Source organism: Lacticaseibacillus sp. 22 (genome assembly GCF_055413445.1).
The window spans coordinates 1-15,402 of record NZ_JBVAYD010000020.1 but is presented as its reverse complement, the minus strand read 5'-3'; the positions used below and the strand labels follow the sequence as shown (position 1 = coordinate 15,402).

14 protein-coding genes and 2 pseudogenes are annotated in these 15,402 nt (G+C 46.1%); 8 read left to right on the top strand and 8 right to left on the bottom strand.

Translation table 11 applies throughout. The annotated features are described in order from the left end of the window. The first annotated feature begins 263 nt into the window (after positions 1-263). A complete protein-coding gene (locus ACWP87_RS09725) occupies positions 264-539 on the top strand; it encodes a hypothetical protein (RefSeq protein ID WP_005684254.1) in 276 nt (91 codons plus the stop codon). A 129-nt stretch (positions 540-668) separates the two neighbouring features. On the opposite strand, the gene ACWP87_RS09720 is transcribed toward ACWP87_RS09725, so the two are convergent. The 3 genes from ACWP87_RS09720 to ACWP87_RS09710 form a co-directional block, all read right to left on the bottom strand. Continuing rightward, on the bottom strand, positions 669-1,421 hold the full coding sequence (locus ACWP87_RS09720; protein ID WP_005684255.1) for a gamma-glutamyl-gamma-aminobutyrate hydrolase family protein: 753 nt from the start codon (positions 1,419-1,421) through the stop codon (positions 669-671). A 144-nt stretch (positions 1,422-1,565) separates the two neighbouring features. Beyond that, a complete protein-coding gene (locus ACWP87_RS09715; RefSeq protein ID WP_005684256.1) occupies positions 1,566-1,931 on the bottom strand; it encodes a hypothetical protein in 366 nt (121 codons plus the stop codon). A 104-nt stretch (positions 1,932-2,035) separates the two neighbouring features. Continuing rightward, positions 2,036-2,770 carry a class I SAM-dependent methyltransferase gene (locus tag ACWP87_RS09710; protein WP_005684257.1) on the bottom strand — a complete coding sequence of 245 codons (735 nt, stop codon included), beginning with the start codon at positions 2,768-2,770 and terminating at the stop codon, positions 2,036-2,038. 183 nt (positions 2,771-2,953) lie between these two features. Between ACWP87_RS09710 and ACWP87_RS09705 the strand changes: the two genes are divergently transcribed. The 3 genes and pseudogenes from ACWP87_RS09705 to ACWP87_RS09695 all read left to right on the top strand — a co-directional run bounded on the left by ACWP87_RS09705 (position 2,954) and on the right by ACWP87_RS09695 (position 6,418). Further along, positions 2,954-4,021 (top strand): mandelate racemase/muconate lactonizing enzyme family protein, encoded by a 1,068-nt coding sequence (locus ACWP87_RS09705; protein WP_005684258.1) that lies wholly within the window; start codon positions 2,954-2,956, stop codon positions 4,019-4,021. An 893-nt stretch (positions 4,022-4,914) separates the two neighbouring features. Next, positions 4,915-5,892: pseudogene (locus tag ACWP87_RS09700) on the top strand (serine hydrolase domain-containing protein). Between the two features lie 238 nt (positions 5,893-6,130). After that, positions 6,131-6,418, top strand: a complete 288-nt coding sequence (locus tag ACWP87_RS09695) for a hypothetical protein (RefSeq protein WP_005703610.1) — start codon at positions 6,131-6,133, stop codon at positions 6,416-6,418. A 213-nt stretch (positions 6,419-6,631) separates the two neighbouring features. On the opposite strand, the gene ACWP87_RS09690 is transcribed toward ACWP87_RS09695, so the two are convergent. Continuing rightward, a complete protein-coding gene (locus tag ACWP87_RS09690) occupies positions 6,632-8,365 on the bottom strand; it encodes a pyruvate oxidase (RefSeq protein ID WP_014569142.1) in 1,734 nt (577 codons plus the stop codon). A 587-nt stretch (positions 8,366-8,952) separates the two neighbouring features. Here ACWP87_RS09690 and fba point away from each other — a divergent pair. Beyond that, positions 8,953-9,834 carry a class II fructose-1,6-bisphosphate aldolase gene (fba, locus tag ACWP87_RS09685; RefSeq protein ID WP_005684263.1) on the top strand — a complete coding sequence of 294 codons (882 nt, stop codon included), beginning with the start codon at positions 8,953-8,955 and terminating at the stop codon, positions 9,832-9,834. Positions 9,835-9,962: 128 nt separating this feature from the next. Here fba and ACWP87_RS09680 read toward each other — a convergent pair whose 3' ends face one another. The 4 genes from ACWP87_RS09680 to ACWP87_RS09665 all read right to left on the bottom strand — a co-directional run bounded on the left by ACWP87_RS09680 (position 9,963) and on the right by ACWP87_RS09665 (position 12,570). Next, entirely contained in the window at positions 9,963-10,181 is a 219-nt protein-coding gene (locus ACWP87_RS09680; RefSeq protein WP_014569141.1) for an AbrB/MazE/SpoVT family DNA-binding domain-containing protein, read from the bottom strand. Positions 10,182-10,302: 121 nt separating this feature from the next. Continuing rightward, entirely contained in the window at positions 10,303-10,878 is a 576-nt protein-coding gene (locus ACWP87_RS09675) for a DNA-3-methyladenine glycosylase I (RefSeq protein ID WP_014569140.1), read from the bottom strand. Between the two features lie 153 nt (positions 10,879-11,031). Continuing rightward, entirely contained in the window at positions 11,032-12,195 is a 1,164-nt protein-coding gene (locus tag ACWP87_RS09670; RefSeq protein ID WP_005684266.1) for an MFS transporter, read from the bottom strand. Positions 12,196-12,276: 81 nt separating this feature from the next. Continuing rightward, complete coding sequence (locus ACWP87_RS09665; RefSeq protein ID WP_005684269.1) at positions 12,277-12,570, bottom strand: ArsR/SmtB family transcription factor; 294 nt, start codon at positions 12,568-12,570, stop codon at positions 12,277-12,279. Between the two features lie 112 nt (positions 12,571-12,682). Between ACWP87_RS09665 and ACWP87_RS09660 the strand changes: the two genes are divergently transcribed. From ACWP87_RS09660 to ACWP87_RS09650, 3 genes and pseudogenes are all read left to right on the top strand, one after another. Next, positions 12,683-12,955: a type II toxin-antitoxin system RelB/DinJ family antitoxin gene (locus ACWP87_RS09660; protein ID WP_005684270.1), complete on the top strand. Its 273-nt coding sequence runs from the start codon at positions 12,683-12,685 to the stop codon at positions 12,953-12,955. 60 nt (positions 12,956-13,015) lie between these two features. Continuing rightward, a pseudogene (locus ACWP87_RS09655) lies at positions 13,016-13,168 on the top strand (type II toxin-antitoxin system mRNA interferase toxin, RelE/StbE family); the annotation flags it as partial. Between the two features lie 223 nt (positions 13,169-13,391). Continuing rightward, positions 13,392-14,801 carry a 3'-5' exonuclease gene (locus ACWP87_RS09650; protein ID WP_005684271.1) on the top strand — a complete coding sequence of 470 codons (1,410 nt, stop codon included), beginning with the start codon at positions 13,392-13,394 and terminating at the stop codon, positions 14,799-14,801. Positions 14,802-15,402: the final 601 nt, after the last annotated feature.

Genomic DNA, 15,402 nt, shown 5'->3' with positions numbered 1-15,402 from the left:
GTCTTAAACAACACCCGTTACGTAACATCACTCGGTTTCAATCTTACATGATTATTGGTGAAATGAAAGAATTTCTGAAAATTGCTTTATATGCGCTGACAAATTTAAAAATAGTATTGAGCCCAATATCACAAGCCTCTAAATTAAAGTCAGCGCTTATCCACATCAGCTGGCTTCATGCTATAATTTTTGTACCATGTAACGACTAGACCGCCAGCACCCCAGACTTGCTTGCTCAAAAACAATTTGCGGAGGATAAGTTCATGACAAATAAACTAAACCAGTTTGGTGTCTTCAAAGCCCAAAAACACGGGAATCAGCTCGTTTTAACTATTCCCAGCAATCTGTCTGTTCATGAAGGCGAATTGTTCGAACTCATGGCAAGTGCTGATGCCAGCAAGCTCATCTATGTACGAAAAAAGAGTGACAATCCATGGTTCAATGGCATGTTTGATCACGTTGATTTTAGTTCCCTGCTTCAAGAAACCGGTGATCTCGATAATATCAAACCAGTAGCTGAGGAAAAGACAGACTGGTAAGATTACTAGCCTCGAATATATCGTTCAGTAATAAGCAATTGAATGTAAAAAGCCGTCATCCTGAAAAACTGGAGACGGCTTTTTACATTCAATTTTCATCATGATGCGTGTGCTAGCTGGCCAGCTGATTTACTTGCGATGAGCAGCGATTCGATCCAGAAAGTCCTGAAAGACAACTAACTGCTGCGGATCCTCCTGTTGCCACATGTTTTCCGGATGCCATTGAACGCCGAGGAAGAGATCGGTATCCGTGGACTCCATGCCTTCAACCACGCCATCCGGTGCAACCGCCGTCACTTTCAATCCCTTTCCCACCGCTTTAACAGCTTGGTGGTGGCGCGAGTTAACTTTAATCGTTGACCGTCCGTAAAGCTTGGCCAACTTGCTGCCAGCGGTCAATTCAACATGGTGGGTCGCAAATTGCCCCAGTGTGGCTTGTGGGTGTTGGATTTTCAATTCCGGATACTGACTCTCAAGATCCTGATACAGCGTCCCGCCCATCGCCACGTTCATAATCTGAATCCCACGGCAAATGCCGAAAATCGGCTTGTCCGCAGCCAACGCCGCCTTAATCAAGGCAATTTCAAAACGATCTTTTTGGTACAGCGTCATCCCGATCTTCGGATGTGGCTCTTCCCCGTAAAATGTTGGGTCCACATCCGGTCCACCTGGCAACATCAGGCCGTCAATCAGCTGCACATAATCTTGTGCCAGCTGGTCAACCTTGCTGACATCATCCGGAAAAGCGATGATCAACGGTATCGCGCCTAGTTTGATGAAAGCCTCTTTGACATCATGTGGTGCATAAGCCGGATGATTGTTCGGCATGATAGGATTAATTTCAATGAGTTCATCGGTGGGAATACCAATTCTAGGTTTCATGCGTACACTCCTTAAACGCGACTGCCGGTACCAAAACACTGGCCAAATCGCGCACATTTTTAAATAAGAATATCCCAGAGTATACGCCGTCGTTTCACCCACAACAATCCTTAGGCATCGCTTTATCATCGTTTCGTTGGGCTTTTAATGCATCACTTTGGCGTGTTTTTCCCGTAATAGGGCCGCAAAGAGTAAAACCAACCCCTGAATCAGCAGGATAGGTACCGCGTAGAGCATGATCTCCAAAAAATTCTTCCAGTACATAAGCTCAATGCTTCCAGTGGTTAACACTTCAAGAACAAATGAACAACCAGCGCGGCTCAGCAGCTTGTCGCCACTGGCCAACAGACTACCCAACAATAGCGCAGAGATAACAAACAATACGCAGAACAGCAGGGAGTATGTCGCTTGATACTGTTGGCCCAAAAAGGGGTTCAATAATTTATTCAGTATCCAAACGTGTAAGACTGCGCCCAAAAGCAGATAGGTGCATCGCGTTGTTTTGCTCATCAAAATACCTCCAGTGAGATTAGCTCGTTGTTAAAACTAATATATCAGAACGTGTGACTCACTACTACCTGCATCATTTTATGGGCTAGGTAAAACGCCGCTCTTCACCTCACCTTAGTCGTAGCCACAATTAACATCATCGGTCGCCGCAGCTCGTCAGCCATACCGGGAATATCGCGCACCATCGCGGCAGTGGGCGTCGGTTCAATCACACGATCCAAGCGTAAGTGATGATCAAGCAGCGTATTCAAATAAGTTGTCAACGTCCGGTGATATTTTTGAATACGGTGATCTAAAAACTCGGTTTCACGCTGACCTTCCGCAAAATATCGATCTACCGGCCAATAAAGGTTGTGCCCGCGATCATCTTTGATCCATGTCTCGTCACCTTGAGCTGTAAAAACCGGATGTTCCACCGACATGATAAACTGGCCGCCCAGAGGTAATTTGGCGCTGATTTTTTGAACCAGCCCGGCATAATCAGCAATGTAATGAATGGCCAGTGAACTTAAGATGACATCAAAAGATCCTGGTAATTGATCAATGTCCTGCATATCCATTTGTTGATAAACGATGTGTTGATCGTGGGTCATCGTCGCGGCTTCGGCCAGCATTTTGGCGGAAGTATCAATTCCTAGCACCGTTTTGGCCCCATGTTCAGCGGCGTATCGACAGTGCCATCCATAGCCACACCCCAGATCAAGTACCCGTTTACCGGTAAAGTCCGGCAGCACCGTTTTCAACTCGTGCCACTCGCCAGCGCCGGCTAAGCCCTTTTTCGAGCGATCCATTTGACTATAAGCCTTGAAAAAATCGGGATCATCATAAATAGCTGTCATGTTTTGCCTCCATCGTTGTCTGCTTATTGCCATCATCGCAGTCCTGTCGCGGTGACGCAACCGCACGGCTAGAAAACTGTCCATCAAAAATTTGATTCGGGTTACATTCCAATGATATTTTAGTTTGAAAATCATGACGATGCATGCTACCGTTGGCTCAACACTTATCAATAGGAGGCAGCCATGCAAATTACTGCGATTACCGCTCATCCCCGGCCGATTAAACTCAAAACCCCGTTCAAACTTGCCTTAGGAGAATTGAGTGCGATCACGACCCTCATCATTAAAATTGAAACGGATACTGGCATGACCGGCTTTGGCGAGGCATCACCGTATGCACCGGTCAACGGCGAAACGAATGAAACCGAACAAGCTGCTCTACCAACATTTGCCGCAACACTTGTGGGTGCTGATCCGCGCAATCTCGAACAAGTCCATGCGCGGATGGATGCGGTGATGGCCGGTCACACTGCCTTAAAATGCGGGATTGACGTTGCCTGCAGCGATATTTTAGGAAAGTCAGCTGGCATGCCGCTTTGGCAATTGTTCGGCGGCGACCGCAACACTATTACCACCGATATCACGATTCCCATCGGCTCAGCTGAAGAAATGGCAGCAACAGCCCAACAATATGTACACGCTGGATTCACCGCCTTAAAGTTAAAGGCCGGTAACGATGAACTTGCCGATATTGCGGCCATCAAAGCGGTCAGCGCAGCAGTCGGCCCTAACGTTTCCATCAAAGTTGATGCCAATCAAGCCTGGGCCGCCGCTCAAACCCGTCGCATCATGGCGCAGTTGCAACTTCCCAACCTCATCGCCCTCGAACAACCATTACCGGATTGGCAACTCATGGAAGCCCCAGCACTTCGCCAAGAACTCGCGGTGCCGTTGATGCTTGATGAAAGTGTTCACAACGCACATGATGCCAGTGCGGCGGTTAAACTCGGGGCAGCTGACCTGATCAATATTAAATTAGCCAAGTCAGGCGGTTTTGCAGGCGCCAACGCTATCAATGCCATCGCCGCAGCGGCCGGGATTGGGTGCATGGTTGGCTGCAACGCCGAAACCCGCCTAGGAACCGCTGCCTCCGCCCATTTTATTGCAGCCCACGCCAATGTCCGTTACGGCGATGTTGATAGCTTCATGTTGCTAGAAGAAACCGATTGGCTCACTGGCGGATTTGAAGCAGACGGAGAAACCTTAACCTTGTCTGATCGGCCGGGATTGGGCGTTGAAGTTCATTTATAGAAGGCAATGTCTTATCTTCAAAATTGTTTCTAGTTTCTTTGCACATTAGCAAAAAATAAAAGACGTGCTTGCATCACCAAAATCGGAAAATGTAAGTACGTCTTTGTCATATGGTTACGTTGTTAATTACAGTTTAGATTTTTTAAAAAAACTGCTGAGCCTAATACGTTCCTCTTTCTTTAATAGTAAAGATACCAAGAAAAAAATTATAACGTATATTATGGCAAAAAGAATACCGGTAATTAACAAATGTTGTTGAAAAAATTGAAATGGCAAAATCAAGAAAATCACAATTGTGCCCGCTATTAACAATGATATTCCTGTGGCCAAATAATCCTTCCAATCACCTTTCCACTCATTGGGCATAGCACTAACCAGCAATCGCACAAACTTTTTGTGTGCGCCAATTAGCATTCCGATGATATTTGCAGAAGACTTTTGCTTCCAATTTCAATAGTTATCCCCTCTTCTATTTGGTTTTCGCAAGTATAAATGCGCTTCCATTTTTTGTCAATGCTTTTTACCATATATTATATTACTTATGCGATTATAATGGATGCTCTTGAACAGTCGTCTACCTCCTGAGTCTTTGCTCACATTTTCATTGGCTTATTATGTTCGTTTCCTGTAAAAACTTCAAAATAATGGGACTTTGTTAAATTTGTTGGGGTGTAAGCATCAGAGATCAGCAGATATTTCTAGCTATGTAGCAAATTTTGGTATAGGGTCATATGGCAAGTCGTAACGGCGATCAGACATAGATGTAAACTATACTTTCTCATTTCTTAACCTTGTCCAAAGAGGGCGGTTAACCTAGAGTAGAAAGTATCTTCATGAGCTAGGAAGATCTTGTTTCTTTATACGTTCAAGTATCCAGACGAGGAGGAATCTGCATGCATAATCTTCAAGGTTATCAACTAATTAATAAAAAGTATCAACTAAACGGCGCCGCTATTTTGGTCGACACTCACCGTATGCTGTCTTACTGGCAAAACGGCATGGCTGATTTTGCCAAGCGTCAGCCGTTTACGCTCAACACCACCAGCGGCTTAGGCTCACTGAGCAAACAGTTCACGGCCAACAGTATCTTATTACTAAATGCCGCGGGAAAACTGAATATCGATGCACCGCTGTCGGACTACTTGCCTGAATATCGTTTCGCCAAACAAATCACCTTGCGTCAGATGCTACATATGGCGAGTGGGATTCCGGATTATACGGAGCTACTGCTGGCCGACTATGCCAAAAAAATGCCCGATGCGAGCGAATCGCACTTAAGTTATCCCATCCTAGAAGATCTCAACGGCAGTGACGCCCTTCAGCAGATTATCGAATTGCTCAATCAACATCCCCTCGACTTTGCGCCAGATGAAAAAGGTGCCTATTCCAATAGTAACTACTATCTCCTAGGACACATTATTACGCAGGTTGCGAACAAGCCGCTGAGCGATTTTCTCAACTAACACTTCTTTAAGCCGCTGGCAATGACGAAAACTCGGCTGGGTACGCAACATGCTGATGCCAATAGTTACGATGATTTGGACTTTACTGATGGCAAACCAGTCGCCCTTGGCCGCGGCCACTACCAAGGTGGAGATGGCGCGGTGGTGAGTTCACTCGCAGACTTGGCCATCTGGGCGCGAGCCGTTTTACAGCGCCGCATTTTGCCGGAATCCGCGTGGGATGAGGCACTGACGCTGACCCACGACTTTTACGGCATGGGTTGGATGAAATCCCGAACACAGCACTGGTTAAGTCACAATGGTCATATTTTCGGTTACTGGGCGTTTTTTGATGTTTCATTTGAAAAGCAATTAGCACAGATTACGCTGACCAACATGTCGCCCGGCGTTGAGACACTCAAAAAATGACAAGAGGAGATGGCCAACTGGCGCACATCGTTATAGTTTAAAGGCAATAATTTACGCCAAGATAGCAAGCTGATATTAGTTTATTTATTAATTAAAAGTGTAATATTTAGCATAAAGAGTAAAATAAATCAATAAACATCGGCATTCCCATCTGTTTTAGAAGTAAAATGCATTGCATCCAACTTGCCTTAGAATTATAATGTAAGCGTATTCTATTGAAAAGCAGGAGGATCGCCTCATGAAAGTTCAACCCGAAGAAGTCATCGCCAGTATGGAACAACTGAGCGTAAAGCTGAGCCACAACCATCCGAGTTCCGAGACGGCGAGATACGTTGCCAAAAGTTTAAAAGAGCTGAAAAACAGCCACGGAACTGCCTTCACCGGCGCGCTCCAATCTTTTTTCAATTCTGCGCCTTCCGTTAAGTTGAGTGATCGCTTTTCGTTTACTGTTGAAGAAAAAGCACTCTGGGATAAAGTCTTCTCGTTTAAACAGCTTGGCAACAATCTTTGGCCGCTGAGCTTGTAATTTTTGACCCACAATTGTGATGTTAAAGGCTGCGGCGTGTTAATACCGTTAGCATGTAATAACCCATGCACGAGCTAGCATAATCCGCAGACCAAGTTCAGCTGCCGGATTCCCGTTATTTGCTCGTCAACCACTCCAAACAAAAACAGGCACGGCTTAAGTCACTTTCAAACTTAAGCCGTGCCTGTTTTCATTGTTGCACTCCCATAAATTTTAGAAGAATTGCCGCATAATATCTTTCAATGGCGGCATGGAAGGAATCTTCCAATAATTTTCAAGATACTGGGAGCCATACTTCATGTAGCCTTTCGCTTCTTCACCAACAATTTTTCCTGGTAGTGGCGCGTCGTCTTGAACATAGGTATTGATCAAAACCGGCTTGTCTGTTTCTTGATAGGCTTTGGTGAGTGCCTCTTTAAATTCAGCATTACTGTGTGCGGTATAGCCAACGCCACCAGCGGCCTCGGCAATTTTGGCGTAATCCATGTCGGCCAAATCAATTTCATAATTCAACTGACCGGCGCTTTGTTGTTCGTATTCAATGAAGGCAAGCTTTTGATTATTCAAAACCACCATGATGATTGGCAGCTTATACTTGACCGCCGTGACAAAATCCTGCATGACCATGGCAAAAGCACCGTCACCGGCCACGCTGATATTTTGCCGCTTTGGAAATGCCTCGGCACCCGCAATCGCACCAGGCAACCCGCAGCCCATCGTCCCTAACCACGCAGAAATCGTATACTTCTGCGTTGGCTGGACATTGAGAAAACGGGCACCCCAAGACGTTGACGTGCCGACATCAATCGAGTAAACCGCATCTTTAGGTGCCGTTTGGTCAATTGTCGCAAAGACGGCTTCCGGTGAGGCAGGGTTCGTATCCAGTAACCGTTTTTCGGCCATCCATTTGTCCCAACTTTCCATATTCTTCCGGCATGCCTTCAAGAAGCGATCATCATCACGCAAAGCTCCCTTAGCATTCAGTTCGGTTAAAAAGGCACCGACATCGCCGTCCACGGCAACATCAACCGAATACCGCTTGCCTAAGTTCTCCGGCTGCGTATCAATCTGGACACACTTAGCCTGCCCTGTATCTGGTAAATAAGGGGTGTATGGATAATTGGTCCCGATCATGAACAGCAGATCTGTTGCCTTCATGGCTTCATACGCAGGCTTCGTCCCGAGCTTGCCGACATTACCGAGGCTATTCGGATGATCGTCTGCCACCGTTCCTTTCGCCGGCATGGTCTGAATAAACGGGATGTGATTCGTTTCGACAAATTTTTGAACGGCTTCACCGGCTTTTTCCGCCCCGCGACCAATCAAGGCTAAAGGTTTCTGGGACTTTTGCAAAAGCGAAGCCACATCATCCAACTGCTTAGGATCCACTTCCGGTACATTCAAAGCAAACGCCGCTGCACTGTCGCGATAACTGGTGGTTTCCTTTTGATCAGGCAAGTCGTCGGGAATCGTCAACACCGCAACGCCTTTTTCCGTGAACGCGGTGCGAATAGCCGTGTCAACGATCTGGCCTAAATTATCCGACGCCATGACGGTTTTGTTGTAAACCGCCACGTCATCGAATAGCTTAGGCGTGTTGACTTCCTGGAAAAAGCCTTCATTTAAGTTACTGGTTGTGACTTGCCCTAATAACGCCAGTACAGGGACATGATCCATTTTGGCATCATACAGGCCATTCAATAGATGAATCGCGCCGGGTCCGCCGATTGACAAGCAACCCCCGAGGCCACCTGTCAGCTTAGCCGTTGATGCAGCAGCCAGTGCGGCGACTTCTTCGTGGCGTACCTGAACGAACTTGATCTTATCTTGTTGGCGCCGTAAAGCATCCACGGTGGTGTCAATGGAGTCACCAGGTAAGCCAAACACATGCTTAACCTGCCAATCCATCAAGACGCTGACTAACTGATCCGCTGCTTTTGTTGCCATATCAAGATCTCCTTTGGTTAATTTATTCGTGTGAACAACTCAATTGTTATCAATCTGTTACTACCTTTACCTTAGTGCTTTGATTTCCAGGGTCAATCGTTCTAAGCAAGGTCTTATTTGTGGGGACACTACAAGCTTGTGAAAAGCTATTTTATTCAGTTATTTTTTGACGATCCTGTCATCACAACCCCCTAAAGAAAGCGATTTATGCGTCGGTCATTTTAAATCAGCTTGTGAAATCCACTACGTTACCCCGCAATTCATCTAATATAAAATGAGAAAAATCTCATTTTAGCCTGTAACAATCGCTAATCACCGTCATTGTCATGAACTTTTTCATTGTTGGCTAGTTGGCTTGAGTAAGCAGATTCTAACCTCTGAAAATACCGAGTCAATCAATGGCGTTTTTTCCGAAACTACGGTAAATTTAATTGGGCTTCGGTAACGATGGGTTATCAGCGTGACCGTTTCCTTTCAAACCGGTCAGTAAAACCGTCATGTTCTCATCATTTTCTCGACCTTTTCTTTTGTCATTTATGGTAGAATACAACAGTTGTGAATTGTATATTTCGTAGGAGGATATCTACATGCCATTAGTTAACGCTGCAGAGCTTGTAAAAGCTGCACATAAAGGTCACTACTGTATCGGTGCCTTCAACACCAACAACTTGGAATGGACTCGTGCCATTCTCGCCGGCGCTCAAGAATTGAACGTTCCGGTTATCATCCAGACTTCCATGGGTGCTGCTAAGTACATGGGTGGCTATGAATTTTGCCAAACCATGATCGAAGCTGCCGTTAAAGCCATGGACATCACAGTTCCTGTTGTGATTCACTTGGACCACGGTAACTATGAAGCAGCCAAGGAAGCTATTGCTGCTGGCTACAACTCAGTTATGTTTGACGGCCACGACCTCGACTTTGAAGATAACTTGGAAAAGACCAAGGAAATCGTTAAGCTGGCCCACGCCAAGGGCATTTCCGTTGAAGCTGAAGTTGGTTCCATCGGCGGTGAAGAAGACGGTGTTGTCGGCGAAGGTGAATTAGCTGACGTTGAAGAAGCCAAGACCTTGGCAGCTACCGGGATCGACTTCCTGGCAGCCGGCATTGGTAACATCCACGGCCAATATCCAGACAACTGGAAAGGTCTGCACTTCGACCGCTTACAAGAATTGAACGATGCCGTTAAGATGCCGCTCGTTCTCCACGGTGGTTCCGGTATCCCTCAAGAACAAGTTCAAAAGGCGATCACCATGGGCATTTCCAAGTTGAACATCAACACCGAATGCCAACTTGCCTTTGCTAAGGCAACACGTGAATACATCGAAGCTGGTAAGGATCAACAAGGCAAGGGCTTTGACCCTCGTAAGATGCTCAAGCCAGGCACCGATGCGATCACCGATACCTTCAAGGAAATCACCGGCTGGATTGGCAACAAGCCAGTTAAGATGGTTCCTGAAGCACTTTAATTTTTTAATCAAAGACTATTTAAAGAACCCACTCGCTGAAAATTGCGAGTGGGTTCTTTTCGTCTCTCGTTACTTGAGCTGTTAAGGATAAGTGCTGCCGCTGTGACTGAATTTAGGATGACGTAAGCTTAGTCCTCTATCTCATCCCATGCTCGGTCTTCATCAGTCACAGCATCTCTGAATCCTTGCCAATCAGCGGCAGCGGCAAATAAATCAGATCGCAGCGGTGTCAGCACAAATGTATCCTTAACTTTAGAAATCTTATATTTTTTGCCAACTTCAGCTTGTAATGCTCGTGGAAAAATGACGCCAACCGAATCTCCAATCTTACAAATTGTCGTTTCCATTGATCAGACCTCTTTTTGGTTTTAGACCAGTATAAATGGGTTATTGTATTTTAATCAAATACGCTCCCCGTTTGAAGGCTGTGAAATCATGGTTCCGTCAATCCAAAATCTGAATGCCCGGTTATTGGCCAAGCTGCTGATAAACAAAGCAACCTATTTCGTGATCATTAACCAACCCCGCCGCTTGCATGAACGAATACACAACCACCGGACCGGTAAACGCAAAGCCATCCTTCTTCATCTGCTTACTCATCCGTTTGGCCAAATCGGTTGTATTCGGTACCTGTTCATGCCGCTCAATATGATGTTGAATGAGTTGGTTACTGACAAAATTCCAAACATAATGGTCAAAATCCGTACCATTGGCCACTAACTGCTCAACGGCATTGGCATTTTTGATCATCGCCGTCACTTTCATTCGATTCCGAATAATTTGATCATTTTTCAAAAGCATAGGAATTTGCGGCGTCATTTGTGCGACTTGTTGATAATCGAAATCAGCAAACGCCGCCTTAAATGCTGCCCGCTTGTTTAATACGGTCTGCCAGCTCAATCCTGCTTGCATAATTTCAAGTGACAACAGCTCAAACAAGTGACGATTGTCATGGCTCGGGCGTCCCCATTCGGTATCGTGATATTGACGCATTAAATCATTGGTGGTATCCGCCCACGCGCATCTTTGTTTATTAGCTGGCAATTGACATTCCCCTCTCAAGACACAAACGTATGTTCTACCTTGTAATTATACAATCTCTGTCAGGTTAAAACAACGCCAACTTGTCAACGCGTGATTTGTAAAACAATGATGTCGAAACCGGGCTTGACGAATTATTTTCCAATGCAAGTTAAGTTATCTGCTTGTCTGTAACTGCTTAAAATATCCCTGCTGTGCATATAACAGCATTGCCAACACCGCGACCACTGCCGTAAACGTTGCGATTCCGGAAAAACCGGCAAACTGCTTGATTAAAACGCCACCGATGACGCCGCCAATTGCTTCGCCTAAATACATCACCGCATTGGCCAACGCTGAGATCGTGCTGCGAGCTGTACCGGCATGCTCCTGTAACGTGCTCATAAACAGCGGCAACAAAGCCCCGCCAATAGTATAAATGAGCGCCAGAATAATCGTGGCCGCAAGTGGTGAGTTGGCAAACGGTAGCACCACATAACCGATGATAAACAAGATAAATTCAAGTAAAAAGGCGTGAGGTTGACCTAACCATGTCACAAGCCGACTGCCAAGAAGGCTGCCTACAAACTGACCAACGCCGATTAACAGAATAAAGCTGCCAATCGCGCCAACGGATAAGTTGAAACTTTTAGCAAACCACGTACCGATAAACGCAAAGCCGCAGAAATTGGCCGTTTGGAACAATAAGTACGCCGCTAACAACTTCATAACCGGGTGATTGCCGATGAGCTGCCGATAAATACTCTCGGATGCCGGTGCGGCTTTTGCGTCATTCAAACTAGGCATTAGGCGCATAACCAAAAGCGTCAGGATCAACGCAATGGCTCCGACGAAAAAGAACGGGAACCGCCAAGACCAAACTGCTAAGTAACTGCCTAAAGGGACGCCAACGATTTGCGCCACTGCCAAGCCAGCGGTCGCATAGCCCATCACTTTAACCACTTGCTGACGCGGGAATAAAACAGGGATCGCAGCCCAAATCTGTGGCCCGGCAGTCGCAGCGGCAATTCCGGCAACAAAGCGCGTGATCAACATCCACGCAAAGGTATTCGCCAATCCACAACTCGCAGTCGCCACGGTGAAGACGACTAATCCACCAACCAGGATCTTTTTACGATCATGGCGATCCGAAATCGGGCCGATCAACAGTGCTGACAGCATATATCCAATGGCATAGGCGCTGACAATAAACCCGGAAAGGCTGGTCGTAATGCCATAATAACGTGTCAGTGTCGGTAACAGCGGTGAAACTAAGAAAGTGTCCGTCCCGATCACAAACATGACTAAGAAGAAAAGTAAAGATAGTTGACGATGTTTCATGCAAAAAGCCCCCAGTTCATTTTATAGTTTTAAAAATATCAAACAATTACCGCTAAAAAATAAGCATTGATTTGCTTATTTTTAAAGCCTTTCCAGTAATCCCGGAAACGCTGCTTCAATTTTTTCTCGATTCAACGTGACAAACTTTTGCCGTCCCTGCGTTCGCGTGGTGATCATGCCGATTTCTCGAAGTGTTCGCAAATGATATGACATCGTTGATTTGTCAATCTCCACGTGTTCGTTCAACTCGTTGCAGCCCATCTCGTGGCCCACGTGGTAAAGCATGCGGACAATTTTATATCGACCGGGATCAGACAGCGCAAAGAACAACCGTTGTTTAAAATTCTCGGTAATGACTGATTGTTTGATATCCATACAACAGTTATCGCATAATTTTGGGTTCAATACAAGGGAGATTTTTAGTCAGATAAAAATGTTAGCTCATTGGCGACAATTCATGTAATATAACCCGGAGGAGATAATCATCATGGCAAAAGAATCCCGTATCCGCAATTGGATTAACACAATAACCAGAAAACGAGCTCTCCATGTTCTTAATCGTCTGGGACTAGAGAGATTCTCGGCTATTAACATGTATTGGAAACGGATTGGTGACACCGGTGCATTGCCATTTACACTTGAAATGTCATTCGCCGATCAGCTTCGATTTGCAGAAGCAGATGTTAAAGCGGGGCGAATAAAAAGCTTCAAGACTGTTGGTGCTTTGATGAAGGATTTATACAGTGATGTTGACGGTTAACTGCATGCATATTGACAGGCAACAACTTTGTAGCGTCAAGATCGTGTAAAATTAGCTTCTTTACACGACCATGCTTTAAAGGGTGCTCACAGCGGCGAACGAGCATTGCATGTTGCTCCTGATTGGCTTCTCGTTTATAAAGTCGATGCTGAAGCGTTAATTTTAATGTTTCTTGCAACAGGCACACACCGCGATACATTGAACATTGAGTAAGATCAAACTCGTCAAACATTTAAACTTTACGAGACAATCCAAACAGCCATCCGCGACTCACTTTCAGTTCGAAGATGGCTGTTTTTGTTTTAACATACGCAAAACCAATCTGTACTTTCATTGTGTCTGCTCAACCATCACTCAAGAGCCAAAAATGTAAATCCCCGCCACACTTGGTATACTGTTCTTAGCTTTAATTTCGCTAAGAAAGGAGGCTGTCATCATGGCGCAGTCCAGACCACATCGCAAGTCAAATCACTCACCACGTCAAGCTCGCCGGCAGCTGAATCATTTACTGCGTGATCCGATTACCAAGCCGCGCAACGCCGCCGAGGTTCGCACCCGACTCAACGAACTGATGGCGGTTCTCCAGCATCGTACCCCAACTGCTAAACAGCCGGCCACCGTTAATCAGGTCTCTCCTCGTGGCGATGTCAGCTTTGATCTAGCCCGCTGGTTCCCGGAAGGTGGCCGTCTCCGTTATATGTTGCGCCCGCGCAGTGCCATTTTACCAGTCAAGTTTAAGCTCAAAGACTTTGGCAATCATCGCAAAAGCCTCGCCTTGCAATTGGCCGCAGCTGTGTCCGCCGCGGCTAAGCGTCTAGATCGGTTAGACCGCCAGCGCCAGTTGTTTGCCTTCATGCGGCCTTTTCGCGATTGGGTTCATCTACTCGCCTTGGGGTTAACCAACTGGGCGGAAAACGGGCAAGTGGCATTCGCACTGTCCGATATAAACGGGGTGTATGTCACTACCGCTCCGGCTTCTGATGCAGCAATCTGGCTCGCGCGGCTATTTGATATTACCCTTGGCACGGCGGATCAATCGCTGGTCTCACTACAACATCAGCGGCAAGTTCAAGCAGATCAACTGATGGCGCGGCTTGCTGCAAAATTCGCCCGCGAAGAGATGCCCCTAGTTCAAGCAGCCCAGCGTCGTGCAGCTAAATCATTACAACTTAACCCCACTTTAGTAACCGAGCTTGCCTCAGATCAGCCAGCGTTGACAACCCAGCGCGATGTCATAGACCGCCTTGCTCACGGTGACTATGTCGTCATCGACACCGAATTCGTCGCCGATCGCAATCAGCTTGACTTAACCGAAATCAGCTTATTGCGCGTCCGCCAACATCGGATTGATCAGACATTCGATATTTTCACGCAACTGCCAGCCGGCCATCACGTCATGCCATTCTCGGTTAAAATCACCGGCATCACCGACGACTTATTGGCAAAATACGGCCAATCTCTGCCACTTGTTAAAACTGCACTGCAACAGCTGCTGCGGCATGAATTAGTTGTCGGGTTCGCCTTAAGCAACGATCTTCGTGCCCTGCAATCCGGCCTAGCCATCAAAGTTGACCCCATTCAAGCGTTTGATGCTGCGGTGTTGGCGCGCAAAACATTCGGTATCGGCAAAAAACACACCCCGTCACTGCAACATTACAAAGAAGCACTCGGAATCGACCTGCCCTCCCACACCGCGCTCAGTGATGCCAAAACCACCATGGCGCTGCTGGAACACCTCATCTGGCAAGGCCACCCGCTCATCACTCGTGATATCGGTTTTTCTCAACGCCCACCAGAACGCGCTAATGACCCAGAACCGGATCAAAAGTCTGATCCGAAATCGTGAACTACTCGGCTACGTAAGACATTTTTGTAATTGCAGAAAAATGCCTTACGTAGCCGCTTTTGATCATGTCTGAGCGCGTCAGAAATAACTCAAGTTTCAGAAGTCATTCATATTACCGGTGATCTAGTTTAAAATTAGCACCATGATCAATTTCAACTGTTCATGCCGTATAGCATAGAACAGCTTGTTTACAAAGTAACACTGGAGGTTGGATACATTTGCTAAAACTATGGATTATAGAATTTGTAACATTCTTGGCAGCTTTATTTCTCGGCCTACTTTATGCGAAAATTGGCAGTGGTGCGATCCTTGCGATATCGGTAATCTTCGGCCTTGGTAGTTTTTGCATTTTGATCGTCATTGCTTATAAATTGATTTCTGACGCGCTAAGGGGATAGCTCAGTGTATAAATCGCTCACGTAGTTTTATGAGCATTTATAATAAATAACGCTCAAGTCAATAATGGTAAGTTAAACCGCATGCTCTTCCACTTACCGCAATTCACTGCGCAAAAATCTGGGTTTAAAGAGTTAATCACAGTGACTAAATCAGATCCGCATTGTCTGAAGCCAATTTCATTCCGACATTTGACTTTGCTAAT

What these genes read in the sequence shown, in the direction of transcription:
- ACWP87_RS09680 (WP_014569141.1), bottom strand. Translation starts at nt 10,181, where the DNA reads ATGGAAACGACAATTTGTAAGATTGGAGATTCGGTTGGCGTCATTTTT.
- ACWP87_RS09650 (WP_005684271.1), top strand. Translation starts at nt 13,392, where the DNA reads ATGGCGCAGTCCAGACCACATCGCAAGTCAAATCACTCACCACGTCAA.
- ACWP87_RS09690 (WP_014569142.1), bottom strand. Translation starts at nt 8,365, where the DNA reads ATGGCAACAAAAGCAGCGGATCAGTTAGTCAGCGTCTTGATGGATTGG.
- ACWP87_RS09695 (WP_005703610.1), top strand. Translation starts at nt 6,131, where the DNA reads ATGAAAGTTCAACCCGAAGAAGTCATCGCCAGTATGGAACAACTGAGC.
- ACWP87_RS09710 (WP_005684257.1), bottom strand. Translation starts at nt 2,770, where the DNA reads ATGACAGCTATTTATGATGATCCCGATTTTTTCAAGGCTTATAGTCAA.
- ACWP87_RS09665 (WP_005684269.1), bottom strand. Translation starts at nt 12,570, where the DNA reads ATGGATATCAAACAATCAGTCATTACCGAGAATTTTAAACAACGGTTG.
- fba (WP_005684263.1), top strand. Translation starts at nt 8,953, where the DNA reads ATGCCATTAGTTAACGCTGCAGAGCTTGTAAAAGCTGCACATAAAGGT.
- ACWP87_RS09720 (WP_005684255.1), bottom strand. Translation starts at nt 1,421, where the DNA reads ATGAAACCTAGAATTGGTATTCCCACCGATGAACTCATTGAAATTAAT.
- ACWP87_RS09670 (WP_005684266.1), bottom strand. Translation starts at nt 12,195, where the DNA reads ATGAAACATCGTCAACTATCTTTACTTTTCTTCTTAGTCATGTTTGTG.
- ACWP87_RS09725 (WP_005684254.1), top strand. Translation starts at nt 264, where the DNA reads ATGACAAATAAACTAAACCAGTTTGGTGTCTTCAAAGCCCAAAAACAC.
- ACWP87_RS09705 (WP_005684258.1), top strand. Translation starts at nt 2,954, where the DNA reads ATGCAAATTACTGCGATTACCGCTCATCCCCGGCCGATTAAACTCAAA.
- ACWP87_RS09715 (WP_005684256.1), bottom strand. Translation starts at nt 1,931, where the DNA reads ATGAGCAAAACAACGCGATGCACCTATCTGCTTTTGGGCGCAGTCTTA.
- ACWP87_RS09660 (WP_005684270.1), top strand. Translation starts at nt 12,683, where the DNA reads ATGGCAAAAGAATCCCGTATCCGCAATTGGATTAACACAATAACCAGA.